22 protein-coding genes, 6 tRNA genes, 1 rRNA gene and 1 pseudogene are annotated in these 26372 nt (G+C 43.0%); 28 read left to right on the top strand and 2 right to left on the bottom strand.

The window, feature by feature from the left end:
- From G630_RS0112235 to G630_RS21745, 8 genes are all read left to right on the top strand, one after another.
- Positions 1-302, top strand: a 23S ribosomal RNA gene (locus G630_RS0112235); the annotation flags it as partial.
- A gap of 95 nt (positions 303-397) precedes the next feature.
- Positions 398-471 (top strand) — tRNA-Asp (locus G630_RS0112230).
- Between the two features lie 27 nt (positions 472-498).
- Positions 499-571, top strand: a tRNA-Val gene (locus G630_RS0112225).
- 31 nt (positions 572-602) lie between these two features.
- Positions 603-675 (top strand) — tRNA-Thr (locus G630_RS0112220).
- A gap of 8 nt (positions 676-683) precedes the next feature.
- Positions 684-765: transfer RNA gene (locus G630_RS0112215), tRNA-Tyr, on the top strand.
- A gap of 13 nt (positions 766-778) precedes the next feature.
- Positions 779-852: transfer RNA gene (locus G630_RS0112210), tRNA-Met, on the top strand.
- A 9-nt stretch (positions 853-861) separates the two neighbouring features.
- Positions 862-934 (top strand) — tRNA-Phe (locus G630_RS0112205).
- Positions 935-1126: 192 nt separating this feature from the next.
- Positions 1127-1684: an HD domain-containing protein gene (locus G630_RS21745; RefSeq protein WP_044959225.1), complete on the top strand. Its 558-nt coding sequence runs from the start codon at positions 1127-1129 to the stop codon at positions 1682-1684.
- A 103-nt stretch (positions 1685-1787) separates the two neighbouring features.
- On the opposite strand, the gene pckA is transcribed toward G630_RS21745, so the two are convergent.
- On the bottom strand, positions 1788-3401 hold the full coding sequence (gene pckA, locus G630_RS0112195) for a phosphoenolpyruvate carboxykinase (ATP) (RefSeq protein WP_022760924.1): 1614 nt from the start codon (positions 3399-3401) through the stop codon (positions 1788-1790).
- Positions 3402-3645: 244 nt separating this feature from the next.
- On the opposite strand from pckA, the gene G630_RS0112190 reads away from it, so the two are divergent.
- From G630_RS0112190 to G630_RS0112155, 8 genes and pseudogenes are all read left to right on the top strand, one after another.
- On the top strand, positions 3646-5091 hold the full coding sequence (locus G630_RS0112190) for an aminotransferase class I/II-fold pyridoxal phosphate-dependent enzyme (RefSeq protein ID WP_026498727.1): 1446 nt from the start codon (positions 3646-3648) through the stop codon (positions 5089-5091).
- Positions 5092-5129: 38 nt separating this feature from the next.
- Positions 5130-5720, top strand: coding sequence for a guanylate kinase (locus G630_RS0112185; RefSeq protein WP_026498726.1), 591 nt, complete (start codon positions 5130-5132; stop codon positions 5718-5720).
- 12 nt (positions 5721-5732) lie between these two features.
- Positions 5733-6173 carry a YaaR family protein gene (locus tag G630_RS0112180; RefSeq protein WP_026498725.1) on the top strand — a complete coding sequence of 147 codons (441 nt, stop codon included), beginning with the start codon at positions 5733-5735 and terminating at the stop codon, positions 6171-6173.
- A 27-nt stretch (positions 6174-6200) separates the two neighbouring features.
- Positions 6201-7232 carry a DNA polymerase III subunit gene (locus G630_RS0112175; protein WP_022760928.1) on the top strand — a complete coding sequence of 344 codons (1032 nt, stop codon included), beginning with the start codon at positions 6201-6203 and terminating at the stop codon, positions 7230-7232.
- A 3-nt stretch (positions 7233-7235) separates the two neighbouring features.
- Positions 7236-8126 (top strand): annotated as a pseudogene (locus G630_RS25670) (PSP1 domain-containing protein); the annotation flags it as partial.
- Positions 8127-8565: 439 nt separating this feature from the next.
- The gene (locus G630_RS0112165) at positions 8566-9321 is read left to right on the top strand and encodes a tRNA1(Val) (adenine(37)-N6)-methyltransferase (protein ID WP_022760930.1); all 756 of its coding nucleotides are present in this window, start codon (positions 8566-8568) and stop codon (positions 9319-9321) included.
- Positions 9311-10168, top strand: coding sequence for a 16S rRNA (cytidine(1402)-2'-O)-methyltransferase (gene rsmI / locus G630_RS0112160; protein WP_044959223.1), 858 nt, complete (start codon positions 9311-9313; stop codon positions 10166-10168). Before G630_RS0112165 ends, rsmI begins: the two co-directional genes overlap by 11 nt.
- A gap of 80 nt (positions 10169-10248) precedes the next feature.
- Entirely contained in the window at positions 10249-10698 is a 450-nt protein-coding gene (locus tag G630_RS0112155) for a restriction endonuclease (RefSeq protein WP_026671218.1), read from the top strand.
- Positions 10699-10809: 111 nt separating this feature from the next.
- Here the strand turns inward: G630_RS0112155 and G630_RS0112150 are convergent, their stop codons facing one another.
- Positions 10810-11370: a hypothetical protein gene (locus tag G630_RS0112150; protein ID WP_022760933.1), complete on the bottom strand. Its 561-nt coding sequence runs from the start codon at positions 11368-11370 to the stop codon at positions 10810-10812.
- 333 nt (positions 11371-11703) lie between these two features.
- Between G630_RS0112150 and G630_RS0112145 the strand changes: the two genes are divergently transcribed.
- The 12 genes from G630_RS0112145 (at position 11704) to G630_RS0112085 (ending at position 26230) form a co-directional block, all read left to right on the top strand.
- A complete protein-coding gene (locus G630_RS0112145; protein ID WP_026498722.1) occupies positions 11704-13299 on the top strand; it encodes a xylulokinase in 1596 nt (531 codons plus the stop codon).
- 11 nt (positions 13300-13310) lie between these two features.
- Positions 13311-14006: an L-ribulose-5-phosphate 4-epimerase gene (locus tag G630_RS0112140; RefSeq protein WP_022760935.1), complete on the top strand. Its 696-nt coding sequence runs from the start codon at positions 13311-13313 to the stop codon at positions 14004-14006.
- A gap of 225 nt (positions 14007-14231) precedes the next feature.
- The gene (locus G630_RS0112135; protein ID WP_022760936.1) at positions 14232-15065 is read left to right on the top strand and encodes a transketolase; all 834 of its coding nucleotides are present in this window, start codon (positions 14232-14234) and stop codon (positions 15063-15065) included.
- A gap of 17 nt (positions 15066-15082) precedes the next feature.
- Entirely contained in the window at positions 15083-16024 is a 942-nt protein-coding gene (locus G630_RS0112130; RefSeq protein WP_022760937.1) for a transketolase family protein, read from the top strand.
- An 81-nt stretch (positions 16025-16105) separates the two neighbouring features.
- Entirely contained in the window at positions 16106-16765 is a 660-nt protein-coding gene (gene rpe, locus G630_RS0112125) for a ribulose-phosphate 3-epimerase (RefSeq protein WP_026498721.1), read from the top strand.
- 664 nt (positions 16766-17429) lie between these two features.
- Entirely contained in the window at positions 17430-18095 is a 666-nt protein-coding gene (locus G630_RS0112115; RefSeq protein ID WP_026498720.1) for a hypothetical protein, read from the top strand.
- A 159-nt stretch (positions 18096-18254) separates the two neighbouring features.
- Entirely contained in the window at positions 18255-19808 is a 1554-nt protein-coding gene (locus G630_RS0112110) for an O-antigen ligase family protein (RefSeq protein WP_026498719.1), read from the top strand.
- A 128-nt stretch (positions 19809-19936) separates the two neighbouring features.
- On the top strand, positions 19937-20812 hold the full coding sequence (locus tag G630_RS0112105) for a methionyl aminopeptidase (protein WP_026498718.1): 876 nt from the start codon (positions 19937-19939) through the stop codon (positions 20810-20812).
- A gap of 69 nt (positions 20813-20881) precedes the next feature.
- Positions 20882-22939: a methionine--tRNA ligase gene (gene metG, locus G630_RS0112100; RefSeq protein WP_022760943.1), complete on the top strand. Its 2058-nt coding sequence runs from the start codon at positions 20882-20884 to the stop codon at positions 22937-22939.
- A 178-nt stretch (positions 22940-23117) separates the two neighbouring features.
- Positions 23118-24053 carry an alpha/beta fold hydrolase gene (locus G630_RS0112095; protein WP_022760944.1) on the top strand — a complete coding sequence of 312 codons (936 nt, stop codon included), beginning with the start codon at positions 23118-23120 and terminating at the stop codon, positions 24051-24053.
- Between the two features lie 146 nt (positions 24054-24199).
- A complete protein-coding gene (locus G630_RS21735) occupies positions 24200-24916 on the top strand; it encodes a YesL family protein (RefSeq protein WP_049946197.1) in 717 nt (238 codons plus the stop codon).
- A gap of 204 nt (positions 24917-25120) precedes the next feature.
- Complete coding sequence (locus G630_RS0112085) at positions 25121-26230, top strand: ABC transporter ATP-binding protein (protein WP_022760946.1); 1110 nt, start codon at positions 25121-25123, stop codon at positions 26228-26230.
- The last annotated feature ends 142 nt before the right edge of the window (positions 26231-26372 follow it).

Raw genomic sequence — 26372 nt, 5'->3', positions numbered from 1 at the left:
GAGACAGTTCGGTCCCTATCCGGCGCGGGCGTAGGATATCTGAGAGGAGCTGTCCTTAGTACGAGAGGACCGGGATGGACGGACCGCTGGTGTATCAGCTGCATCGCCAGATGCATAAGGCTGGGTAGCCAAGTCCGGAAGGGATAAACGCTGAAGGCATCTAAGCGTGAAGCCCCCCTCAAGATGAGATATCCCTGCTTCGGCAGTAAGACCCCTTAGAGACTATGAGGTAGATAGGCACAAGGTGTAAGCATGGTAACATGTTCAGCTGATGTGTACTAATAGGTCGAGGGCTTGTCCAAAAAAATATGGATATAGAACAAAAAAAGTAGTTGATTTTCTGTAAGCGATGTAGTATCATTTCAGTGTTCGGTTTTGAAGGTACAGACGAAGATCTGGCCCGGTGGCTCAGCTGGTTAGAGCGCCGCCCTGTCACGGCGGAGGTCAGGGGTTCGAACCCCCTTCGGGTCGTTCAACAATCTAATATTTGTGAAATCTGGGGTCTTAGCTCAGCTGGGAGAGCATCTGCCTTACAAGCAGAGGGTCATAGGTTCGAGCCCTATAGGCCCCACTATTTCTGAAAAGACATTTTTCAGAAGTAAGCCGATGTGGCTCAATTGGCAGAGCAGCTGATTTGTAATCAGCAGGTTAACGGTTCGAGTCCGCTCATCGGCTCTTTATATGGATGGCTTCCCGAGTGGCCAAAGGGGACAGACTGTAAATCTGCTGCAAATTGCTTCGGTGGTTCGAATCCACCGCCATCCATTCAACTTAATATCGCGGGGTGGAGCAGTCTGGAAGCTCGTCGGGCTCATAACCCGAAGGTCATAGGTTCAAATCCTGTCCCCGCTACTCAAATTTGCCTAGATAGCTCAGTTGGTAGAGCAGAGGACTGAAAATCCTCGTGTCCTTGGTTCGATTCCGAGTCTAGGCATCTTTTTTATTAATTTTATTCTTTTTTCAGTTTTATTTTTCCCGGTTATGCCGTATAATACAATCCGTGAGAAGTACAGATGTATATTCTTGTTTTAAGCAATATAGTAAGGCAAGAGGCCGTAGCTTTTATTTGCTGAAGCTGGGATGAGCATCTTTGATTTTAGGTATTAAGAGTTAGGATTTATCATATATGACAAGAGAAGAGAAGCACAGGTTTATTGAGGAGAGGCGCAAGCATGTCAGAGAGGTTTTAGCAAAACACGGTAATGATATTCTTGAATCTCATAAGTTCCACAAGACCAAGCATTTTATCCAGCATGGAGACATGTCTGTTTATGATCACAGTCTAAGTGTTGCTGAGAGGGCAATTAGAATCAATAGATTCATTCATGCGAAGTGCAATGAGAGAGACCTGGTAAGGGGAGCTCTGTTACACGATTATTTCCTTTATGACTGGCATAAGGACGGCAAAGATAAGGGTAACGTACATCCTAAGCTTCATGGCTTTTTTCACCCCTCTACGGCCCTTAAAAACGCAAGTAGGGACTTCGTATTATCTGAACGTGAAAAGGACATCATAAAGAAGCATATGTGGCCATTAACGGTAATACCGCCTATGTGTAGGGAAGCTTGGATTGTTACGATGGCTGATAAGTATTGTTCAGCTATGGAGACCTTTGGACTTCATAAAGCAAAGATAAGAGCCAGACACATTGATTTACCGACTCAGGATATAGAGAGACTATAAATCATATTCATAACTTTAATGATTATATCGTTTACAATAATAAGCAAATAAAAAGCGCCGACATTCAAGCCGACGCTTTAATTATTTTATTTTGAGATTAAGATCAAATCTTAGGACCAGCTGCTACAAGAGCTTTACCTGCATCATTGCCTTCATACTTCTTGAAGTTCTTTGTGAATCTCTCTGCAAGATCCTTTGCCTTTGCTTCCCATTCAGAAGCATCTGCATATGTATCACGAGGATCAAGAATTGCAGGATCAACACCCGGAAGTGATGTAGGAACTTCGAAATCGAAGATCGGGATCTTCTTTGTCTCAGCCTTGTTTACATCGCCGTTAAGGATTGCATCGATGATTCCACGAGTATCCTTAATGGAGATACGCTTGCCTGTGCCGTTCCAACCTGTGTTAACAAGGTAGGCCTTAGCACCAGACTTCTGCATCTTTTTAACGAGCTCTTCACCATACTTTGTAGGATGAAGCTCAAGGAATGCCTGACCGAAGCAAGCTGAGAATGTAGGAGTGGGCTCTGTGATGCCACGCTCTGTACCAGCAAGCTTAGCTGTGAAGCCTGACAGGAAGTAGTACTGAGTCTGCTCAGGTGTAAGGATTGATACAGGAGGAAGTACTCCAAATGCATCAGCTGAAAGGAAGATAACGTTCTGAGCATCAGGACCAGCAGAAATCTTGTTAACTTTTGAAGCGATGTTGCTGATGTGGCTGATAGGATAAGATACACGAGTGTTCTCTGTAACGCTCTTATCATCAAAGTCGATCTTACCATTTGCATCAACTGTTACGTTCTCAAGAAGAGCATCTCTCTTGATTGCGTTGTAGATGTCGGGCTCAGCGTCCTTATCAAGACCGATAACCTTAGCATAGCAGCCGCCCTCGAAGTTGAATACTCCGTTGTCGTCCCAGCCGTGCTCATCATCACCGATAAGAAGTCTCTTAGGATCTGTTGAAAGAGTTGTCTTACCTGTTCCTGAAAGACCGAAGAAGATAGCAGTGTTCTTACCTTCCATATCAGTATTAGCTGAGCAGTGCATGGAAGCAATGCCCTTAAGAGGAAGGTAGTAGTTCATCATTGAGAACATACCCTTCTTCATTTCTCCGCCGTACCATGTGTTGATGATAACCTGCTCACGGCTTGTGATATTGAATGCTACGCAAGTCTCGGAGTTAAGGCCGAGTTCTTTGTAGTTGTCAACCTTAGCTTTTGATGCGTTGTAAACAACGAAATCAGGCTCGAAAGAAGCAAGCTCTTCATCTGTAGGAACGATGAACATATTCTTAATGAAGTGAGCCTGCCAAGCAACCTCAACGATGAAACGAACTGCCATACGGGAATCCTTGTTAGCACCGCAGAATGCATCAACAACGAAAAGTCTCTTGTCGCAAAGCTCTTTCTTAGCGATATCCTTAACTGTAGCCCATACTTCTTCGCTCATGGGATGGTTGTCGTTCTTATACTCGTCAGATGTCCACCAAACGGTATCCTTTGAGTTGGAATCCATAACGATGTACTTATCTTTAGGAGAACGTCCTGTGTAGATACCTGTCATAACATTAACAGCACCGAGTTCAGTATCCTGACCTACTTCGAATCCCTCAAGACCGGCCTTCTTCTCTTCTTCGTAAAGTGTTTCGTAAGAAGGGTTGTGCACGATCTCAGTTGTGCCTGTAATGCCATACTTTGTTAAATTGATTTCTGCCATTTCTTTAACTCCTTTTCTTTTTCTATTGTGATATCTGTTTGTAAAGAACAGATAAACGCTCCAAAACTTATTATACAATACATTTAGGTAAAAATAATATAAAATTGCTATAAATTTAACAAAACGTTCAGAAATTATCTAAGAAAAAGGCGGGTTTGAATACATAAAACAGATAAAGTATCATATTTGTAAGAGAAATACCTCTCAAAGACATTGAATTTCTAAACAGAAGATGGAAGTGTATATGAAAAAAGAAGAGAGTCTAAGAGATTGCCTTGAAAATTTAAAAAACAGTGATTTGTACCCATTTCACATGCCGGGACATAAAAGAAACCCGGGCGCAGGCGAGATGGCAAGATATATGGATATTGATATTACCGAGATTGATGACTACGACAATCTCCATGATGCAGACGGAATTATTCTAAGGGCGGAGGAGCGTGCTAACGCTCTATACGGAGCAGATGAAACGCATTTTCTTGTAAACGGAAGTTCAAGCGGAGTATTGGCGGCGATTTCTGCGGTTGCAGGCAGGGGTGAGAAAATCATAGCAGGAAGGAATGCCCATAAATCCTTTTATCATGCAGTCTACCTTCGTGAACTGGATGTCACATATATCCTACCGGATCCGGAAGGTCTGGTTAACCCGAAGGATATCGAAGATGCTTTTGATAAAAACCCTGGAATAAAGGCTGTTTTTATAACTTCGCCAACCTATGAAGGCATGGTGTCTGATGTAAAGAAAATAGCACAGATTACACATAAAAATGGGGCAATCCTGGTGGTTGATGAAGCTCATGGGGCGCATTTCGGACTTTATAAAAAGCTGCCAGAAAGCTCCGTGACCGAAGGCGCGGATATAGTGATACATAGCCTTCACAAGACATTGGCGGCAATGACTCAGACAGCACTTATTCATGTGAAGGGTGACAGAGTAGACCGTGAAAAACTTAGAAGATTTTTAAGAATATATCAGACGAGCAGTCCTTCATATGTGCTGATGGCATCGATAGATTCCTGTATAAATGACATTAATGACAATGGTAAGGAAGTGCTTGAAAGGCTGATATATTTCAGAAAAAGGATTGAGGAGGAAACAGCAGATCTGACATGGATAAGGATTCCTCATTTTTCAAAACGACAGGATCCAGGGAAGGTACTCATATGCTCTGCTGACTGCGCTATTACGGGACAATGGATATATGATATACTTCGATTAGAATATAAATTGCAGCCGGAGATGGCCGGTGATACTTATGCACTAGCTATAATAACGGGATATGATACCGAAGATGGAATTTCAAGGCTTATAGAAGCGGTAAAAGAACTGGACACCAGGATAGAGAATGAAAAAAGTAATTGTTTAGGGAGTGCTCGGAACAAAAAAGACAAAAAGGAAAATATTGAACAGAGTAGCGGGTCGACAGAACTTCCGAAAACAGTAATTCCTTTCTATAAGGCGTGGGATGGCGATATGGAGGAAGTTGATTTAACAAGGGCGGCCGGAAGGATTGCGGGAGACTTCATCAATCTATATCCTCCTGGAATACCCCTGGTGATACCGGGAGAAGCCATTGATAAAGCGCTCGTTCGGAAAATCGGAGAATATATTAATGACGGAAGAAATGTTCAGGGTGTGAAGATCTCAGCAAAGGGAGAAAGGACCGTAAAGGTTGTGGCGCCGATGTGACATTTTTTCTGAAAAATAAAATTGGGAAAAGACATAAAATGGGCAAGATTTATTTGATCATGGGCAGGAGCTCGTGTGGAAAAGATACAATATATAAAAAGCTTTTGGAGCGAGGAAAGCTCGATCTTAAAAAGGTTATTATTTACACTACAAGGCCAATGCGCGAAAAGGAAATGGACGGAGTTCAGTATTATTTTTGCAGCATAGAGCGTTATGAAAAATACAAAGAAGACCGTAAAATAATAGAGGAACGTACTTACAACACAATGTACGGACCCTGGCACTATTTCACGGTTGATGACGGACAGATAGATCTAAGTGAGGGAAATTACCTCATGATTGGGACAGTAGATATGTATATCTCAATCAGGGAGTACTTTGGTGAGCAGAATGTCGTGCCGCTGATGATAAATGTTAGTGACGGCATGATAATGCAGAGAGCCATGAAGAGAGAGCTAAAGCAGGAAGAGCCCAAATACGATGAGATGTGCAGAAGATTCCTTGCGGATAAAGCGGATTATTCGGATGAGAGGCTTAAGGGTGCGGGGATAGACAGAACCTTCGACAATGACGGAGAACTGGAAGCCTGCCTTGATGAGATTGAGAGCTTTATCTTATCTGAAAAGTGATGAGGACATATTATGGATATAAGGATTGACAATGTTCAACCAACTTCACAGGTCCAACAGACACAGCCTCAGCAGGAGGTGAGCGGGGATTTTAAGTTCACACTTACAAGTAAGATCGAGGACTCGGCACTCGCAGAGCGCCTTAATCTGATGATGCAGGATATCGTGCAGCAGGGAAAACAGATTGCCAGGAAAAACGATATCAGGGACATGCAAAGATACCGCTTCCTTATCAAGGATTTTTTGAATGAAGTAGTCACAAGGTCCCACGCCTTTTCACGTGAAAACTTCCTGGACAGACGAGGACGCCACAGAGTATACGGAATAATCAGACTTGTGGATGAAAATCTCGATGAACTGGCTCAGGAGCTCGTTAAGGATGAGAAGGACAATATAAGCATACTTGCCAAGATAGGCCAGATTCAGGGACTTCTACTGGACATTTTTACATAAACATATACTTAGGAGGAACGAGCGCAGATGGCGCGTTTTTCAGACATAATAGAGCAGGATCAGATAAAAGAGCATATGCAAAATGCTATCAGGACCGGCAAAATATCCCACGCCTACATAATTTCCGGCGATGTTGGAAGCGGAAAGAAAATGATAGCAAGGACCTTTGCAAAAACGATTCTGTGTGAAAACAAGCAAGAAATAGGTGGATATATTGAAAATTGCGGGGAGTGTCACTACTGCAAGCAGGCGGAGAGCGGATCACATCCTGATATCAGAATTGTGGCTCATGAAAAGCCAACTTCAATAGGCGTTGATGAGATCAGAGATCAGGTTTGCGATGACGTATATATAAAACCCTACTCAGATCACAAAATATATCTTATTCCCGATGGGGAGCTCATGACGCAGCAGGCCCAGAATGCCCTTCTAAAGACGCTGGAGGAGCCGCCTGCTTATGCGACTATCATCATTTTGACATCCAATATCGATGCGTTTCTTCCGACTATTTTGAGCAGATGTATAGTATTTCCGATAAAGCCGGTGAGAGATGATCTGATACAAAAATACCTCATGGAAAAGAGGAAGGTTGTGGATTACAAGGCTCACCTTGCCGTGTCCTTTGCGCAGGGAAATGTGGGAAAGGCAATCCAGCTTGCGGAAGATGAGAGTTTTGAAAAGCTGAAAAATGATGCGATAGATCTGACGGCAAGGCTTCCTAAAGCGCAGATAAGCGATGTAATTGCAAGGCTTCAACTGCTGCTGACACCGGAGGGCAGCAGCGAGAAAAAACCGGATGCACTTTTAACAAACGATTTTCTTGATGTGCTTATGTTCTACGTCAGAGATATCCTGGTGTATAAGGCAGAGGGGAGCGCGGATCACTTGATTTTCGCGGATAAACTGTCGTATATTAGTAGTGTTACGGAAAAATGTTCCTATAAGGAAATTGATAATATATTAAAGGCAATTGACAGGGCCAGAAACAGGATTCATTCCAATGTAAACAGTCTCATGACCCTTGAGATGCTGATGCTTGATATAAAGGAGAATTTATAATATATGACCAGGGTTATCGGCGTAAGATTCAGAACGGCCGGCAAGATCTATTATTTTGATCCGGGTAATTTTGAAATAAAAAAGGGCGACCATGTAATTGTTGAGACAGCGAGGGGAGTTGAGTACGGAACAGTACTTTCCGATCCCAAGGATGTTGATGACAGCGAGGTTACAAAGCCCCTCAAGGCCGTACTTCGCATGGCGAATGAGAAGGACGACGAACAGGAAAAGAGCAACAGAACAAGGGAGAAGGAAGCTTTCAGGATCTGCAAGGAAAAGATAATTAAGCATGGTCTTGAGATGAAGCTTATAGATGCTGAGTACACCTTTGATAATAACAAGGTGCTGTTTTATTTTACTGCGGATGGCAGAATCGATTTCAGAGATCTGGTAAAGGATCTCGCATCAGAGTTTAAGACCAGAATAGAGCTCAGGCAGATCGGTGTAAGAGATGAGACTAAGATAATCGGAGGATACGGAATCTGCGGCAGACCGCTTTGCTGCCATTCCTATCTTGCGGATTTTATCCCTGTTTCCATAAAAATGGCTAAGGAGCAGAATCTTTCACTTAATCCGACAAAGATTTCCGGTGTTTGCGGAAGACTTATGTGCTGCCTGAAAAACGAAGAGGATGTATACGAGGAACTCAACCGCAAGATGCCCGGAGTTGGTGATATCGTTAAGACAAGCGATGAACTTGAGGGTGAAGTTGCAAGTGTAAATATCCTCAGACAGACAGTGAAGATTCTTGTTGATGTGGATGATGAGAAGGAAGTTCACGAGTGCAATGTAGACGACCTTACTCTTGTGAGAAAGAAGCAGAAGCATAAGCAGAATCAGCCAAAGGAGAAGGATGCAGACGAAGAGGCTGCAAAGGCTTTGGAGCAGCAGGATAAGAATCAGGCTCCTTCCCAGGCAAAGAAGCAGAATAATAATCAGGACAGAAAGCAGAATACTCCTCAGGAGAAAAATCAGAAAAAGGAAGCTGATGCAGACAAGGAAGTAAATCGCGCAAATGCTGATAATTCTGAAGCTTCGGCAGCAGGTTCTGCTGATAGTGTGAAGGATAAGGAAAGCACACCTGACAGAAATCAGAGTAAAGAGCAGAATCCTGGCAAAGATCAGAATTCTAATAAAGATCAGAATACGAATAAAGACCAGAGAAATTTCGATAAGAAGAACAGAAAAAAGAATTTCAATAAAAAAGGTCAGAACAACCGCAGTAAGAATCAGGACAACAGAAACCAGAATAATAGAGACCGAAACAATAAGAATCAGGGCAACAGAGATTCCGGAAAAGATAACAGAAACCAGAATCGCAGCGAGGGAGCGGATGGAAAACAGCAAAACTAACGAGTTTTTCCTAAAACCCGGAGAGAGACTTGATGATCTTCAGCGAAATGAGCTAATGATCATCCAGGATCCGGAGAGGTTCTGCTTCGGGATGGATGCGGTACTGCTATCGGGATTTGCTACGGCCACAAAAGGTGACCGGGTTCTTGACCTTGGTACGGGAACCGGCATTATTCCACTTTTGATGTCAGCGAAAACTGATGCAGAGGAGCTGATAGGTCTCGAAATACAAGAGGATAGTGCGGACATGGCAAGAAGGAGCGTTTGCTATAACAAGCTGCAGGACCGTGTCCGAATAGTTTGCGGAGATATAAAAGAGGCGGAGAAAATATTTGAACCTGCCTCTTTTGACGTTGTAACAACAAATCCGCCCTATATGATAAAGGGACATGGGCTGACAAATCCTGATAGTCCCAAAGCTATAGCCCGGCATGAAGTACTTTGTGACCTGAAGGACGTCATGAGGGCGGCCAAGATAATGCTTCATCCCGGCGGAAAGTTTTTTATGGTTCACAGACCGTTCAGGCTTGCGGAGATACTTGCCTGTATGCAGGAAAACAGGATTGAGCCAAAGCGTATACGGATGGTCCACCCTTATATCGATAAGGAACCGAGTATGGTACTTATAGAAGGTGCAAGGGACGGAAAGCCAAGGCTTTCGGTGGATCCGCCGCTTATCATATACGATGAACCGGGGAAGTACGGTAGAGAGATGGTTGAAAATTATGGATTCTAAAACCGGCATGTTATACCTCTGTGCAACACCCATAGGGAATCTTGGAGACATTACGGAGAGGGTACTTGAGACACTTCGCAGTGTCGACATTATTGCGGCAGAGGATACCAGAAACAGCATAAAACTGCTCAATCATTTCGATATTCATACGGAAATGACGAGCTATCACGAATATAATAAGGTCGAAAAGGCAGAATATCTGATACGTCTGATGCAGGAGGGCAAGGATATTGCTCTCATAACGGATGCGGGAACGCCTGCAATTTCGGATCCTGGAGAAGTTCTTGTGCGCATGTGCCACGAGGCAGGAATTACAGTGACCTCGCTTCCCGGACCGGCGGCTTGCATTACAGCGCTTACCTTGTCTGGCCTTAACACCAGAAGATTTGTATTCGAAGGATTTTTGCCGGGACTTGATGACAAAAAGGAGCGAAGACGAATTCTCGAGCAGCTTCGGGATGAGCACAGAACAATCATTATGTATGAAGCACCCCATCATTTAAGGGGAACACTTAATGATTTAAGAGATGCACTTGGTAATAGGAAGCTCACAGTATGCAGGGAGCTAACGAAACGTTTCGAGGAAATAATGCCAACCACGATAGAAGGTGCGGTTACTTATTATGAGGAAAATGAGCCCCGCGGGGAATATGTTCTTGTAATAGAAGGGATAAGTCTGGATGAGCTGGACAGGCAGCAGAGGCAGGAATGGTCGAAGATGAGCCTTCAGGATCACATGGCTTACTATGAAAATGGAGGCATGAGCCACAAGGATGCAATGAAGCAGGTTGCTGCCGACAGAGGAGTCGGGAAGCGCGAGATCTACAAGGCGCTCCTGGAGGATTAAATAGATTATTCTAATGGATGGAAGAATAAAATGTCTTCCCCCACTGGGGGAAGGTGCCCGAAGGGCGGATGAGAGGCATTTTGAGCATAAATAATAACATAATACTTATATCGATTTTAATAGCCGTAATCTTACTAATCCTGCTCGTCCTTCTTCTGATAATCCGAATACGCAGGCATCGCCCTCTTCCGATGGATGAACTTGAGGGACATGACTTTGAGTATTACTGTGCGGACCTGTTAAAAGCACACGGATTTATTGATGTTGAAGTTACGAAGGGTAGCGGAGATTTCGGAGCGGATATACTTGCGGAAAAAGACGGCATCAGCTATGCCGTGCAGTGCAAGTGCTATGATAAACCCATCGGAGTAAAGGCGGTTCAGGAAGTTTACGCAGGCCGTGATTATTACGACTGTATGGTGGGAGTAGTGATGACGAATCAATATTTCACGGCACCTGCTGTGGAACTTGCAAAGAAATTGAAGATTATGCTGTGGGATAGGGGATATATAGATTCCATGGAGGAATGATACCAAAAAGGCTGTCGTACCAAAAGCGGTACGACAGCCTTTCTTACGATTCTTTCATAGTTACACATCCGATAATTAGGTTCTCATTAGTCTTAAGTTACCTAATATAGCTTATTTCCATCCAAGGCAATCCTTGTATGTCTCTTCTGTTCCGGCTGCGAGGTTGCCACCCTGGAAGATATAGATCTGGTTATCGGAAGCTTTAAGGTTGAGTGCGATCTGTCTGTCGTTAACTTTCTCAACAGCGATAGTATTGAACTTCTCACCATGCATTGATACAGCAACGATATCTGAAGGCATATCAAAACCATCTTTAACATGTAATACTACTCTGCCACCGGAAAGAAGGGGCGGAAGCTTAACGCCGAAAGCGCAAACAATTGTTGAACCATGTGCTGCAGCTACAGACTGAGCTGTTCCTGTATAATTAGGAAATACATGGAATAAATCTGCTGTCATGCCGGATTTCTCCTGACCTTCGATAGTGCAGTCGCCTACACCTGAAGATACGGGAACGAAATCATTGGTCTCAAGCCAGAGTCCGCTAAGAACTGCGTTGTTAGTATACTCACCGGGGAGTAATCTGCCGGGAGCCATGGGAGCTGCGCATACGGAAATAGACATAGCGCAAACCATAACTGCTGCTAAAGCGAAAGAAACAATTTTCTTCATTTGAATTTCCTCCTTAATACGATTAAGTTTCGGATGTAACTACGTTACTGCCAAACATCATAGCGTATAGATATAAATATAACATTTAGATAATATAAAGAATTTATTAAATAAGGATGTAAAAAACGCCATACGGCATGGGGACTGAGTCTCAGATTATTTTATTATTTGCTAAAGAAATTTGGATTGAAATAAACAAGTTGTACATATAAATCGTCAGAAAGTTGTACAAAATGCCTATACAAATAGCATTGACCGTGTATAATATCGCGGCTATGATAGAATCTTGGAGAGGAATCTTCTGATTGAAAAAAGGAAAAGGAGAATAGAATTATGGGAGATGCAAAAAGTGCTATTGTTGAGGGAAAAACATTACTCGGAATAGAATTTGGTTCCACAAGAATCAAAGCGGTTCTTACCGATATGGATAACAACCCGATTGCGCAGGGTTCTCACGGATGGGAGAACAGACTGGACAACGGAATATGGACTTATACACTTGATGATATCTGGGGTGGACTTCAGGACTGCTATAAAAAGCTTACCGAAGATGTTGAGAAACAGTATGGCGAAAAGCTTACAAAGGTAGGTGCCATGGGCTTTTCGGCAATGATGCACGGATACATGGCATTTGATAAAGACGATAATCTTCTGGTTCCTTTCAGAACCTGGAGAAACACAATAACCGAGCAGGCTTCCGAGGAACTTACAGAGCTTTTCGGATATCATATTCCTCAGAGATGGAGTATTGCTCACCTCTATCAGGCAATGCTTAATGGAGAGGATCATGTAAAGAACGTGACATTCTTCACGACACTTGCAGGATATATTCATTGGCAGCTCACAGGAGAGAAGGTTCTCGGAGTGGGTGATGCATCAGGAATGTTCCCTATTGATTCAGCAACATGCGATTACAACGAAAAAATGGTAGGCCAGTTTGATAAACTTGCCGCTGATAAGGGCTTTGGCTTCAAGCTTCGTGATATTATTCCGAAATCACTTCCCGCAGGAGCAGATGCAGGAAAGCTCACCGCAGAAGGTGCTAAGAAGCTTGATCCTACAGGTACTCTTGAGGCAGGCATTCCGGTATGTCCTCCTGAGGGAGATGCAGGAACAGGTATGGTTGCAACAAACTCTGTTGGTGTAAGAACCGGTAATATCTCAGCTGGAACCTCTGTATTCTCAATGGTAGTTCTTGAGCATGACCTTTCAAAAGCATATCCGGAGCTTGATCTTGTAACCACTCCCAGTGGCGAGCAGGTTGCAATGGTTCACTGCAACAACTGTACTTCAGACCTCAACGCATATGTAGGTCTTTTCAGAGAGTTTGCAGGAGCTATAGGAGCGGACGTTGATGACGACAAGCTTTACGGCACACTTTACAGAAAGGCTATGGAGGGAGATGCTGATTGCGGCGGACTTCTTGCATATAACTACTTCTCAGGTGAGAGCATCACAGGCTTCAACGAAGGAAGACCGCTGTTCGTAAGAAGACCTGATGCAAAGATGAATCTTGCAAACTTCATGAGAACACACCTTTATACTGCACTCGGTGCACTTAAGGTAGGTAACGACATCCTTATGAAGGAAGAGAACGTCAAGGCTGATTTCTTCTTTGGTCAGGGTGGATTTTTCAAGATCAGAGGCGTTGGTGACAGAGTTATGGCAGCAGCGCTCGACACACCGATCAAGCTTATGGAGACAGCAGGAGAGGGCGGCCCTTGGGGTCAGGCAATTCTTGCGGGCTTCATGCTTAATAAGGAAGATGGCGAGACACTTGAGCAGTACCTCAATAACAAGGTATTTAAGAGCGGAAAAGTTGATACCTGCGAGCCTGTAGCTGAGGATGTAAAGGGCTTCGATAAATTTATGGAAGACTATAAGGCCGGACTTGAGATCGAGAGAGCGGCAGTTAATAAGTTACTGTAAGGAGATAAATGATGTTAGAAGAACTTAAAAAGAAGGTCTACGAAGCAAACATTCTGCTTCCAAAGTACGGCCTTGTTACTTTTACCTGGGGAAATGTCAGTGAGATTGACAGAGAGTCTGGACTATTCGTAATAAAGCCCAGCGGAGTTGACTATGAGACCATGACTCCCGATGATATGGTTGTCATGGACTTAAACGGCAATAAGGTTGAGGGAAAGCTCAACCCCTCCTCAGACACACCTACACATGTGGAGATATATAAGGCATTTAAAGAGGTTGGGGGTGTGGTTCATACACATTCCTCTTATGCTACAAGCTGGGCACAGGCAGGAAGATCAATTCCCTGCTATGGTACAACACATGCGGATTATTTCTATGGTGAGATACCCTGCGTAAGATGCCTTACAAAGGATGAGATTGAGGATGCCTACGAGGAGAACACCGGTCACCTTATCGTAAACGAGTTCGAGGCGATGGGCAAGGATCCGGTGGCGGTTCCCGCAGTACTTTGCAAGAACCACGGCGTATTTTCCTGGGGTAAGGATGCTCATGAAGCTGTTCATAACGCAGTTGTAACAGAAGAAGTTGCCAAGATGGCATACAGATGCGAGGTTATTAATCCCAGAGTACAGCCCGCGCCTCAGGAGCTTCAGGATAAGCACTACTACAGAAAACATGGCGCGAATGCATATTATGGCCAGGGATGACCTCTCATCCGCCCTTCGGGCACCTTGTCTTCGCTCCGCTTCGGTCGGCGCAGAACAATCGTCCCCCGGACGATTTGCGCCCCCCAAGGGGAAGGCAAGAAAGTGCAAAAAAACCGCAAAAATAGAATAGTCACATATTGCGAATTGTGCTAAATTTATACTGCACGCGTAGAAAAAGCTGTTCTGCGCGCAAAGAGAGACAGAAGTAAAGGAAGTGGAGGAATTATGACGAACAAAGAATTGCAGAAAATTGCAAATGAAGTCCGTAAGGGCATAGTCACAGCGGTTCACGCAGCAGGTGCAGGACACCCGGGCGGATCACTGTCAGCAGCAGATATCTACACATATCTGTATTTTGAGGAGATGAATATTGATCCCAAGGATCCTAAGGCAGAGAATCGTGATCGTTTCGTGCTTTCCAAGGGACACACAGCACCCGGCCTTTATTCAGTAATGGCTCAGCGTGGATATTTCCCCGTTGAGGAGCTTAAGACTCTTCGTAAGCTTGGTTCAAGACTTCAGGGACATCCCAGCATGCAGTACCTTCCCGGACTTGATATGTCATCAGGTTCACTTGGACAGGGTGTTTCAGTTGCTTGTGGTATGGCACTTTCTGCAAAGCTTGATAATAAAGACTACAGAACATACGCACTTTGCGGCGACGGTGAGATTGAAGAGGGTCAGATTTGGGAGGCAGCTATGTTTGCCGGCTTCCGTAAGCTTGACAACCTTGTTGTTATTGTAGATAACAACGGTCTTCAGATTGACGGACCTGTAGATGAAGTTTGCTCACCTTATCCTATTGATAAGAAGTTCGAAGCATTTAACTTCCATGTAATCAATATTGATGCACACGATTTTGATGCCATAAGAGCAGCCTTCAAGGAGGCTAGAGAGACCAAGGGACAGCCCACAGCAATTATTGCACACTCTATAAAGGGTAAGGGCGTATCCTTCATGGAGAACCAGGTTTCATGGCACGGTGTAGCACCTAATGATGAAGAGTATGCTAAGGCTATGGAAGATCTTAATAAGATCGGCGAAGCATTAGAAGCATAATAGATTTGGAGGTTAAAATGAGCGAAGTTAAGAAGATAGCTACCAGAGACAGCTATGGTAAAGAACTTATAGAGCTTGCAAAGGTTAACGACAAAGTAGTAGTACTTGACGCAGATCTTGCAGCAGCAACAAGAACAGGCTGGTTCAAGAAGGAATTCCCGGATCGTCACATCGACTGCGGTATCGCAGAGTGCAACATGATGGGCATTGCAGCAGGACTTGCTACAACAGGTAAGATTCCTTTTGTCAGCACATTTGCTATGTTTGCAACAGGACGTGCTTATGAGCAGGTTCGTAATTCAGTAGGATATCCTCATCTCAACGTTAAGATCGGCGGAACACATGCCGGAATTACAGTAGGTGAAGACGGTGCCAGCCACCAGTGTAATGAGGACCTTGCTCTTATGCGCACAATCCCCGGCATGGTAGTTATGTGCCCTGCAGATGATATCGAGGCAAGAGCTTGTGTACGTGCAGCAGCTGAGCACGAGGGCCCTGTTTACATCCGTTTCGGACGTGCAGCTTGCCCCATCGTTAATGACAGACCTGATTACAAGTTTGAGCTTGGTAAGGGAACTGTTCTTCGCGAGGGAACAGATGTCAGCATTATCGCTACAGGTATTGGCGTAGGTTCAGCTCTTGAAGCAGCTGAGAAGCTCGCAGCAGACGGCATCAGCGCAGAGGTTATTAACATCTGCACAATCAAGCCTATCGACAGAGAGCTTGTTGTTGCTACTGCAAAGAAGACAGGCAAGGTCGTAACTGTTGAGGAGCACTCTGTAATCGGCGGTCTTGGATCTGCAGTATGTGATGTTCTTTCAGAAGAGTGTCCTACAGTAGTTAAGAAGATCGGTATGCAGGATAAGTACGGCGAGTCAGGTTCTGCAGGAGATCTTGTTAAGAAGTACGGCCTTGATGGTGAGGGCGTATATAACTCAGTAAAAGAATTCTTGAAGTAATACTGATTTGAGATTTGACTAACAGCCTGCATATATGATATATGTGGGCTGTTATTATTTTGTTTGGAAGGAAATACACCTATCATGAATATTCTTGCACCATCTATTTTGTCGGCGGATTTTACAATACTTGGAGAGCAGATAAAGGAAACTGAGGCAGCAGGCGCACAGTACCTTCACTTCGATGTAATGGACGGATTGTTTGTGCCGTCAATATCCTTTGGATTACCTGTTCTTAAATCTATCAGGAAGGCTTCAAATCAGGTCTATGACGTTCATCTTATGATAGAAGAGCCTATTCGTTATATAGAACAATTTGCCGAAGCAGGGGCAGATATTATTACTTTCCATGTTGAGGCAGCATCCGATCCCAGAGAAGTAATAGATAAGATTCATAGTCTCGGAAAAAAAGCAGGCCTTGCAATAAAGCCCAAGACACCGGTAGAAGCAGTAAAATCTTACATCGAACATATTGATATGCTGCTTGTCATGACGGTTGAGCCCGGATTTGGCGGACAAAAATACATGGATGAATGTACTGATAAAATACGAGAAGCCAGGGATCTGATTAAAGAAAAAGGGTTATCTGTAGATGTTGAAATAGATGGAGGAGTCACAATGAATAATATTAATGTACCACTGGAAGCAGGTGCAAATGTAATTGTGGCCGGGTCTGCAGTATTTAATAGTGATATTCAGGAAAATGTAAGAAGTTTAATGGCAAAATTTGAAATAGTATGAGTTTTTTAAGGAGTGATGATAATCCGCATCACTCCTTAATTTTTTCTAAAATATCCCTAAATATCGAGAATTGCTGCGCCATATATCGTATAATTATAGTGGAAGTATGCCCAGTTGTGAAAGTAAGGGTAACGATATGGCGCACAATGTTAGAAATATATGCATGAATTGTGGAAGATTTTTCATAGCAAGGGAGAGTAACCATGCTTTCTGTTCTCTTGAATGTAAGAAAATGTATTCCAATCATTCAGGTTATAGATGCAGGGATTGCAGGAATGCAGCCTGTAAGGTAAGGAACGATTCGCTTATGAATTCTCCGCCTGATTGCGAAAATTTGCAGCTCCATAAATCCTACAAATCATCAGGCTCGAAATAAAAGTAATATTTAATATATTGGAGAAAAATAGGAAAATCTGTTTAAAGAAAGGCAGATGTTATGTGAAAAGCGCATGATATCTGCCTTTTTAGCATTTGTAGTATTGATTTGGAATAATTGTATTTATAAAAAAATTATAAAGAATTATAAAAAATGAAATGAATATTCACTAATTGAAACAAAAAAGCAACAATTAACTTGCAATTATCTCTATATGAGTTATACTTATAAACAGCTTTGGAAAACGAGGCTTAGAAAAGTGATTATAAAACGAAAGGGGATACTATCATGAAACTTAACAAACACATTATGGCTATGAATTTAGCCGCAGTAATCGCTTTTGGAGCTGTTGCAGGCATCGTGGCTCCGTCAATCGCAGGTGACGACACAATCGTTGCTTTCGCAGCTGATGTATCAGGCGATGTATCAGGTGATGCAGCAAAGAAGGAGGAAGAGGCTTCTAAGAAGGCTGGTGAAAAGGTTACTTTTGACGATGCAACAGCTAAGGAATTAGAGGGCTATACTTTCGAGTACAATGGCGATGGTGAGACAATCACTCTTACAGAAGTTAACAAGACAGCAACAAAGATTAAGCTTAAAGGCACAGTAAAGAATGCTGCAGGCAAGGATGTTAAGATAACCAAGATTCAGAAGAATGCATTTAAAGATAGCGCAGCTAAGAGTATCGATCTCTCTGATGTAGAGCTTACAGAGCTTACAGCTAGTCAGTTTGGTGCTAAGAAGGCTACATCACTTAAGATCAATGCTAAGAATATTAAGAAGGCCAGCTCTGTTAATAAGAAATTTGCTAAGGGCATGAAGAAGCTTAAGAAGATGACAGTAATAATGAAGAAGAGTCAGGTTAAGAAGTTCCAGCCTAGATTTAAGACAGCTGCTACGAAGACCGGCAACAAGAAGGGCACAAAACTTGTAGTTAAGAAGGTTAAGAAGTAATAAAGTGATTAGCGCACAGGCAGGGAGAAATCCTTGCCTGTGTTTTTTTGCATAGGTATAATACTTTTGTGATTCTATGAAAAAGGAACTTGTCTTGAAAACATTTTCAGTCAAAACGAATTATCATTAGTGAAATCAAGGCAGGGGTGGGAGGATAATTTGAGACAAAAGAATAAAACAACCGGGCAGGTAATTCATGAGTATGCAGAAATGGTCACAAGATACTATCTATTAGTAATGTTTGTTGTTCTGCCGCTTTATGCACCTAACGGTTTTTCAGATATAGCAAAACAAAAGAATGTGCTATACAGATTGTTGTCTCTATCTTTTTTGATAATAGCCGGGGTAATTTGCTTTTCAACTGAAAGCATCTGTGAGAAGGGGAGAAATATTAAGAAAAAACAACCTTTACCGGTGCTGTTTATGGTGGCACATTTATTATCTGCTACTGTGACATGGATTTTTTCTGTGGACCATAAAATATCTTTCTACGGTAACGGAAGTTGGATGATGGGCTTTTTCGCACAGCTTCTGATGCTGACTGCAACACTTCTTGTGTATCACTATTATATTGATAAAAAGATTGTTTGGATTGCTGCCGGAATAGGTGCGGGGGTAACCAGTCTGCTTATCGTTTTGAACAGATTTGATATTTATCCAATAAATATGGGAAATAAGTATCCGGGATTTATATCAACACTGGGACAGACTAACTGGGCGTCCATGTTTATAGCCTGCTTTCTTGGAGCCGGCCTTGGACTTTTCATATATATAGAAAATAAAATATACAGAATGATAATATTGCTGGTAGATGCGGTTATTTTGGCCGGATCATGGGTTATAGGAAGTGATACTATCCTTCTGGTAATGTTGACAGAGTTCTTCGTTTTATTTGGAGTGTGCCTAAAAAAAAGAGAATACATGATAAGGTTCTCACAGTTGCTGATAATGTGGGGGATAGTGACTGAAATAGTATATTTGTTAGTGTTTGTTCTTTTTTATAATAAATTTGTATTTGTAGATGAGAATGATTCTGTAAACAGTATGCTTAAAATGCATATTGGGATTTTTATATTATTGGCGGGATTGCTAATATATGGCATCGTATATGCAACAAGGAATAGAGAATGGAAAAAGAAAGCTCTTGGTATTGCATATATCATCCTGGTTGCATCTATTTTTATTGCGATTATAGTCGGAATAATCATGATAGTTGTAGTAACGAATACTCCTGAAAAGGCCGGAGCACTTGCGAATGTTCGCATGCTGAGATTTGATGACGATTGGGGAACTCATAGAGGACTCAACTGGAAATGCTCAGTGATTGCTTTTGCAAGAATGTCACCAATAAGGAAAATTATTGGCATGGGACAAGGCTATTTTCAGTTTCAATTGGAAGCATTTGAGGATCTTCACGAGAGAGTAAAGCAGATGTATGGTGGGTATGTATTAACTGTCGCTCACAACGAATACCTCAACATGCTGATAGAGAACGGTATCCTCGGCTGTCTTTCATATATCGGAGTACTGGTTTCATCCTTTGCACTTCTTTGGAAAAGAGCTGAGGAACACAGATTATCACTTATGGCGCTGCTTGCACTCTCAGGCTATATTGCCTGCAGCTTCTTCTTTTTCCAGCATGTGTATGCGACATCTTTCATGTACATTTTCATTGCGATAGCGCTGTCAGAGATAAGAGGAGAGAAAGCATAAGCAGTCACGTTGACAATAATCGTTTCAAAAGGCATACTAGATAGTGGATTTTTGGCAAAATGAGAATGGTTTGATTTTTCATAAAAAGTACTAATGACCGGTAGGAGTAGAAAGGTCGATAATAAGATATGTATAAAAAAATGGAAAGAAACGATCCGTGCTGGTGCGGAAGCGGCAAGAAGTACAAGGCTTGCCATGAGAGCTTTGATGACAAGATAATCGCTCTCGAGAGAGCGGGAAAGATTGTTCCGAAACGCTCACTTTTGAAGACAGAGGCTGACATAGAGGGCATTAAGGCAAGTGCGAAGATAAATATGGCCTGCCTTGATGAGGTCGCTGATAAGATTAAGGCCGGTATGTCGACTCAGGATATTGATGATATCGTAGCTGATGTTACAAGGAAAATGGGCGGCATTGCAGCTCCTCTTAATTACGAGGGATTTCCCAAGAGCGTGTGCACTTCGATTAACGATATGGTGTGCCACGGAATTCCTTCTCCTGACGATATTTTACAGGATGGAGATATAATTAATGTAGACTGCTCAACGATTCTGAATGGCTACTTCTCAGATTCTTCACGAATGTTCTGTATTGGAGATGTGGATCCGGAGTGGAAGAAGTTGGTAGATGTAACCAAGGAAGCGGTTGAGATCGGTGTTAAGAATGTTATTCCATGGACTCCGCTCGGAGATATGGGAAATGCAGTTCATCAGCACGCTTTGAAGAACGGATATACAGTGGTTCGCGAGATTGGTGGTCACGGCTGCGGCAACGAATTCCATGAGGAACCGTTCGTTAGCTTTGTAAGTAAACCCGGCACAGAAATGATCATGGTTCCGGGCATGGTATTCACGATTGAGCCTATGATAAATATGGGAGGCGATAAGATCTTTGTGGATGCCGATAATGACTGGACTGTTTATACAGAGGATGGCTCACCATCAGCACAGTGGGAAGTCGAGATTGTGGTGACAGAGACGGGATGCGACATACTTTGCTGGTGACCCCTCATCTGGCGCTTCGCGCCACCTTCCCCCAGAGGGGGAGGCAATAAAACAAGGAGATTTTGGTAAATGCAGAACAAAGGAAAATATTATATTACAACAGCGATTGCTTACACATCAGGTAAACCGCACATCGGAAACAGCTACGAGATAGTACTTGCCGATGCTATTGCAAGATATAAGAGGAAGGATGGCTATGACGTTCACTTCCAGACAGGCTCGGATGAGCACGGCCAGAAGATTGAGACCAGAGCTATCGAGGCAGGCTGCAGCAGCCCCAAGGAATTTGTTGACGGTGTTGCTGGAACAATCAAGAGCCTCTGGGATATGATGGACACTTCCTATGACCGTTTCATCAGAACAACCGATGAGGATCACGTGGAGCAGGTTCAGAAGATTTTCAAGAAATTCTATGACCAGGGAGATATTTATAAGGGATCCTACAAGGGGATGTACTGTACAGAGTGTGAGGCTTTTTACACAGAATCTCAGCTTGTGGACGGCAAGTGCCCTGAGTGCGGATCAGATGTTCATCCCGCTGAAGAGGAAGCATACTTCTTCAAGATGAGTAAGTATGCGCAGCAGCTCATTGACCATATCAACAGCCATCCTGAGTTTATTCAGCCGGTTTCACGTAAGAATGAGATGATGAACAACTTCCTTCTCCCGGGACTTCAGGATCTGTGCGTTTCAAGAACCTCATTCAAGTGGGGTATTCCTGTAAGCTTTGATGAGAAGCACGTTGTATATGTATGGCTTGATGCGCTCACAAACTATATCACCGGTATCGGCTATGATGTTGACGGCAGCAGTGAGCAGTATAAAAAATGGTGGCCTGCGGACCTCCATCTTATAGGAAAGGATATCATCAGATTCCATACTATTTATTGGCCTATCTTCCTTCTTGCTCTTGGTGAGCCTCTTCCGAAGCAGGTGTTCGGACATCCCTGGCTCCTTCAGGGCGGCGAGAAAATGAGTAAGTCTAAGGGTAACGTTATCTATGCTGATGACCTTGTAAGCCTTTTCGGAGTTGATCCTGTTAAGTACTTTGTTCTTCATGAGATGCCTTATGATAATGATGGTGTTATCACTTGGGAGCTCATGGTTGAGCGTTACAACTCAGACCTTGCAAATACACTCGGTAACCTTGTAAACCGTACAATTGCTATGTCCAACAAGTACTTTGATGGCGTTGTGGCAGATAAGGGTGTAGAGGGAGGCGTTGATGCTGACCTTAAGGCAGTTGTTACAGGTGCCTATGATAAGGTTGAGAAAAAGATGGATGAGCTTCGCGTAGCGGATGCTCTTACAGAGATTTTCACAGTTTTCAAGCGCTGCAATAAATATATTGATGAGACTGAGCCGTGGGCACTTGCAAAGGATGAGGCTCAGGCAGACAGACTTTCAACCGTTCTCTATAACCTTGTTGAAGGTATTACAATCGGAACAAGCCTTCTTGAGCCCTTCATGCCAAGAACAGCTGAGAAGATTTTCGGAATGCTTAACACTAAGAGCCGTGATTTTGATACACTTGATACCTTCGGAATGTATGAGAGCGGCACCAAGGTAACGGATGCTCCCGAGCAGACCTTTGCCAGAAAGGACCTTAATGAAGTCCTTGCAGAAGCAGCAAAGATAACTGAGAAGCAGAAAGCTGACTTCATTGAAAGCCAGAAAAAGGCTAAGGAAAACCTTACTAAAGCAGGAATGCTCAAGGAAGCTAACGCCATTGTTATAGGTGGTGCTGAAGAGAGCTCTGAGGAAGCGGCAGCAGACGGCGGAATCGATATTCCCGCAAAGGATGAGATCACTTTTGATGACTTCATGAAGCTTCAGTTCCAGGTTGGTGAGATCATCGCCTGCGAGGCTGTTCCGAAGTCCAAGAAGCTCCTTTGCTCACAGGTTAAGATCGGAAGCCAGACCAAGCAGATCGTATCAGGTATCAGCAAGTACTATTCTCCTGAGGAGATGGTTGGTAAGAAGGTAATGGTTCTTGTAAACCTTAAGCCTGCTAAGCTTGCGGGAGTGCTGTCCGAGGGAATGCTCCTTTGCGCAGAGGATGCGGAGGGTAACCTTGCACTCATGACTCCCGAGAAGGCAATGCCTTCAGGTGCAGAGATATGCTGATATCCTTTACTTAATGAAGTTAATATGATAATTATGAAAGGCCTGTTTCAAATAGAGACAGGCTTTCATTTTTTTATAAAAAATTATCAATTTAACGAATTTTTAAGAATACGGATTTACGATATTGTGGTAAAATATCCCTAGAAGGTATATTCTGTATGCATATAAGGGGGTTTTTATGGCACGCAAAGAGGAACTTACTTACAAATCTAGAGACCGCGAGACTACTATTCATGCTATTAGATGGATTCCGGATGAGAAACCCATAGCTATTTTACAGATCATCCATGGTATGCAGGAATACATCGACCGTTACGACGAATTCGCTAATTATATGGCAAATAACGGAGTCATGGTTATTGGTAACGATCACCTTGGACATGGCGATTCCGTTTCAACTAAAGTGCCTTATGGATATTTTTGTAAAAACGATCCCGCGACGGTTATCCTTCGTGATGCGCACAGACTTAAGAAGATGACACAGGAAGAGTATCCGGGACTTCCGGTAATCCTTCTGGGACACAGCTTTGGTTCCTTTGTTGCAAGAGAGTATCTTACCAGATACGGCACGGGTATCCAGGGTGCGATTATTCAGGGCACAGGCTGGCAGTCACCCGGAACAATTAAATCAGGTAAATCGCTTTGCGCAATCCTCGGAGCTTTCTTTGGAGAGAAGCATCGCTCGAACTTCCTTAACAATATGGCTTTCAAGGCTTACAACAGCAGAATATCAAGCCCGAAGACCAAGTTTGACTGGCTTTCACATAATGAGGAGAGCGTTAAGAAGTACGAAAATGATCCCAAGGACAATTTCGTATTCACAGTAAACGGCTTTGAGACACTGTTCGAGGTTCTCTCAAGAGTTCAGGATCTTGGCAAGATGGATGATATTCCGAAGAAGCTGCCGATTCTTCTCACAGCAGGTAAGGAAGATCCGGTTGGAGAGTATGGCAAGAGCGTTGAACACCTCTACGGAATCTGGAAGGATCAGATAGGCCTTCAGAACCTTGAAATCAAGCTCTATGACGGAATGAGACATGAGCTTCAGCAGGAGATCGGAAGAGAAAAAGTATTTTCAGATCAGCTTGAATGGATTAAGAAAACAATAAAATAATATACAATTTTCGCCCAAGCATGTTATAGTAGTGCTTGGGCGTTTTGTTTAAGTGAGATAGAAAATCTATGATTTTCGTGATCGAACTTAGTTCTGGCGAGCGCTTTGCGTGAGAGCAGAACTTCATTTTTTTAGGAGATATATTTATGGGAAAGATATTTGATTTAGACAGTCCTGTTATGAGAGTCCTGAATGTAGTAGCGGATCTCATGATTTTGAATTTTGCGGTTTTGTTGTTTGTACTTGTTCCCTTTACGGGTGGAGCAGCCCTTACGGGTATGCATTATGTCCTTCTGAAAATAGTAAGAAATGAAGAGACTTATGTACTTAAAGGGTTTTGGAAATCCTTCAAACTGAATTTCAAACAGGCAACAATTATTTGGATAATTATCGTTGCGATTTCAGCGATTATCGGTATGGATTTTTGGTGGATATATAATAATGCAGGTGCCATTCCTCCGGTTTATGCATATATAATGTTTGGAATCACCGTTATTCTGTATATGGTTTCGCTGTACATATTCCCGCTGCTTGCAAGATTCGATAACCCTGTCAGGGGAACACTGAAAAATGCAGTAATGTTTGCGATCCTGGGACTTCCCAGAACAGTTGCAATGGCAATTATTTCGCTTATTCCGCTGTTACTTTTGTATTTCTTCGAACTTAGAATTATACCGATTCTGATGATGTTCGGATTTGCAGGACCGGGGTTCCTTATGGCGGTTCTTTACAATGGATTGTTCCTTAAATTTGAACCCAAGGTTGAGGTTCCGAAGGATGATGAGATGCATCTTGACGATGAGGACGACGAGGAGCTTCAGGCTGCGATCAAGAGATTGCAGGAGGCAAGAGACAAGAAGTAAGGAGGCATTTTGCACATAAGATTTTACTTTATTTGTGCAAATAGTCATAACCAATTTATAAAAAAATTATAAATAAGCATTTTTTACAACGATTAAGGAAATCTTTGTATAATAGTTGCATAGCCAAAGCAAAACGCTTTGGCTATACTTGTTTTTGTTAGGAGCGAGACGCTCTTTTTATTTGCACAGAGGAGGAAAAGGAAAATGGCAAGTTTAACACTTGAAAATGTATGCAAAGTTTATCCTAACGGGTTCGAAGCTGTTAAGAATTTCAACCTTGATATCCAGGACAAGGAATTCATCATCTTCGTTGGACCTTCAGGATGTGGTAAGTCAACAACTCTTCGTATGATCGCAGGTCTTGAAGATATTTCTTCAGGTACACTTAAGATCGGTGATCGCGTAGTTAACGATGTAGAGCCTAAGGACAGAGATATCGCAATGGTATTCCAGAACTACGCTCTTTATCCTCATATGACAGTATATGATAACATGGCATTCGGCCTTAAGCTTCGTAAGGTTCCGAAGGCTGAGATCGACAAGATGGTTAAGGATGCAGCTAAGATCCTTGATCTTACAAACCTTCTTGATCGTAAGCCGAAGGCTCTTTCCGGTGGTCAGAGACAGCGTGTTGCTATGGGTCGTGCTATCGTTCGTAATCCTAAGGTATTCCTTATGGATGAGCCTCTTTCAAACCTTGATGCTAAGCTCCGTGTTCAGATGAGAACTGAGATTGCTAAGCTTCACCAGAGACTTGGTACCACAATCATCTACGTTACACACGATCAGACCGAGGCTATGACACTTGGTACCAGAATCGTAGTTATGAAGGACGGTGTTGTTCAGCAGGTTGATACACCTCAGAACCTTTATGACAAGCCTACAAACCTTTTCGTTGCTGGATTCATGGGATCACCTCAGATGAACTTCCTTGATGCAGAGGTTGAGGTTTCAGGCGACAAGGCTAGCCTTAAGATCGCTGGTCAGTCTATCGAGCTTCCTCCGGCTAAGGCTAAGAAGGTTATCGATGGCGGCTACGCTGGAAAGACAGTTACATTCGGTATCCGTCCTGAGGACGTTGATGATTCCGAGATGGTTGTTAGCACATCTAAGGCTGTATTCGAGTCTACAATCAACGTATACGAGCTTCTTGGTGCAGAAGTTTATCTGTACTTCGATCTTGCAGGCTTCCCTGTAACAGCACGAGTTGATTCTCGTACTACAGCTCGTCCCGGCGACAAGGTTAAGTTCGCATTCGACGTTGAGAAGATTCACGTATTTGACAAAGAGACAGAGAAGGTTATCACAAACTAATTTATGTGATAAACAGTATATGCACAAATAATAAAGAACTGAGCATTACGCTTGCGTAATAGCTCAGTTCTTTTTATTTGTATACACCTTTATAGAATAAACGAAAATTAGAAGATAAATATTTACTATAAGAAATGTACAA

It is taken from the genome of Butyrivibrio sp. WCD2001 (assembly GCF_000424485.1).
Classification (GTDB): domain Bacteria; phylum Bacillota; class Clostridia; order Lachnospirales; family Lachnospiraceae; genus Butyrivibrio.
Note: the sequence above shows the minus strand (reverse complement) of the source record. Positions and strands in the feature narration are given on the sequence as shown.

Coding starts and splice junctions, on each gene's coding strand:
- G630_RS0112180 (WP_026498725.1), top strand. CDS start 5,733: ATGGATATAAGGATTGACAATGTTCAACCAACTTCACAGGTCCAACAG.
- G630_RS0112115 (WP_026498720.1), top strand. CDS start 17,430: ATGAAACTTAACAAACACATTATGGCTATGAATTTAGCCGCAGTAATC.
- G630_RS0112185 (WP_026498726.1), top strand. CDS start 5,130: ATGGGCAAGATTTATTTGATCATGGGCAGGAGCTCGTGTGGAAAAGAT.
- G630_RS0112190 (WP_026498727.1), top strand. CDS start 3,646: ATGAAAAAAGAAGAGAGTCTAAGAGATTGCCTTGAAAATTTAAAAAAC.
- G630_RS0112145 (WP_026498722.1), top strand. CDS start 11,704: ATGGGAGATGCAAAAAGTGCTATTGTTGAGGGAAAAACATTACTCGGA.
- rsmI (WP_044959223.1), top strand. CDS start 9,311: ATGGATTCTAAAACCGGCATGTTATACCTCTGTGCAACACCCATAGGG.
- G630_RS0112130 (WP_022760937.1), top strand. CDS start 15,083: ATGAGCGAAGTTAAGAAGATAGCTACCAGAGACAGCTATGGTAAAGAA.
- G630_RS21745 (WP_044959225.1), top strand. CDS start 1,127: ATGACAAGAGAAGAGAAGCACAGGTTTATTGAGGAGAGGCGCAAGCAT.
- pckA (WP_022760924.1), bottom strand. CDS start 3,401: ATGGCAGAAATCAATTTAACAAAGTATGGCATTACAGGCACAACTGAG.
- G630_RS0112135 (WP_022760936.1), top strand. CDS start 14,232: ATGACGAACAAAGAATTGCAGAAAATTGCAAATGAAGTCCGTAAGGGC.
- G630_RS0112150 (WP_022760933.1), bottom strand. CDS start 11,370: ATGAAGAAAATTGTTTCTTTCGCTTTAGCAGCAGTTATGGTTTGCGCT.
- G630_RS21735 (WP_049946197.1), top strand. CDS start 24,200: ATGGGAAAGATATTTGATTTAGACAGTCCTGTTATGAGAGTCCTGAAT.
- G630_RS0112105 (WP_026498718.1), top strand. CDS start 19,937: ATGTATAAAAAAATGGAAAGAAACGATCCGTGCTGGTGCGGAAGCGGC.
- G630_RS0112165 (WP_022760930.1), top strand. CDS start 8,566: ATGGAAAACAGCAAAACTAACGAGTTTTTCCTAAAACCCGGAGAGAGA.
- G630_RS0112085 (WP_022760946.1), top strand. CDS start 25,121: ATGGCAAGTTTAACACTTGAAAATGTATGCAAAGTTTATCCTAACGGG.
- metG (WP_022760943.1), top strand. CDS start 20,882: ATGCAGAACAAAGGAAAATATTATATTACAACAGCGATTGCTTACACA.
- G630_RS0112175 (WP_022760928.1), top strand. CDS start 6,201: ATGGCGCGTTTTTCAGACATAATAGAGCAGGATCAGATAAAAGAGCAT.
- G630_RS0112095 (WP_022760944.1), top strand. CDS start 23,118: ATGGCACGCAAAGAGGAACTTACTTACAAATCTAGAGACCGCGAGACT.
- G630_RS0112140 (WP_022760935.1), top strand. CDS start 13,311: ATGTTAGAAGAACTTAAAAAGAAGGTCTACGAAGCAAACATTCTGCTT.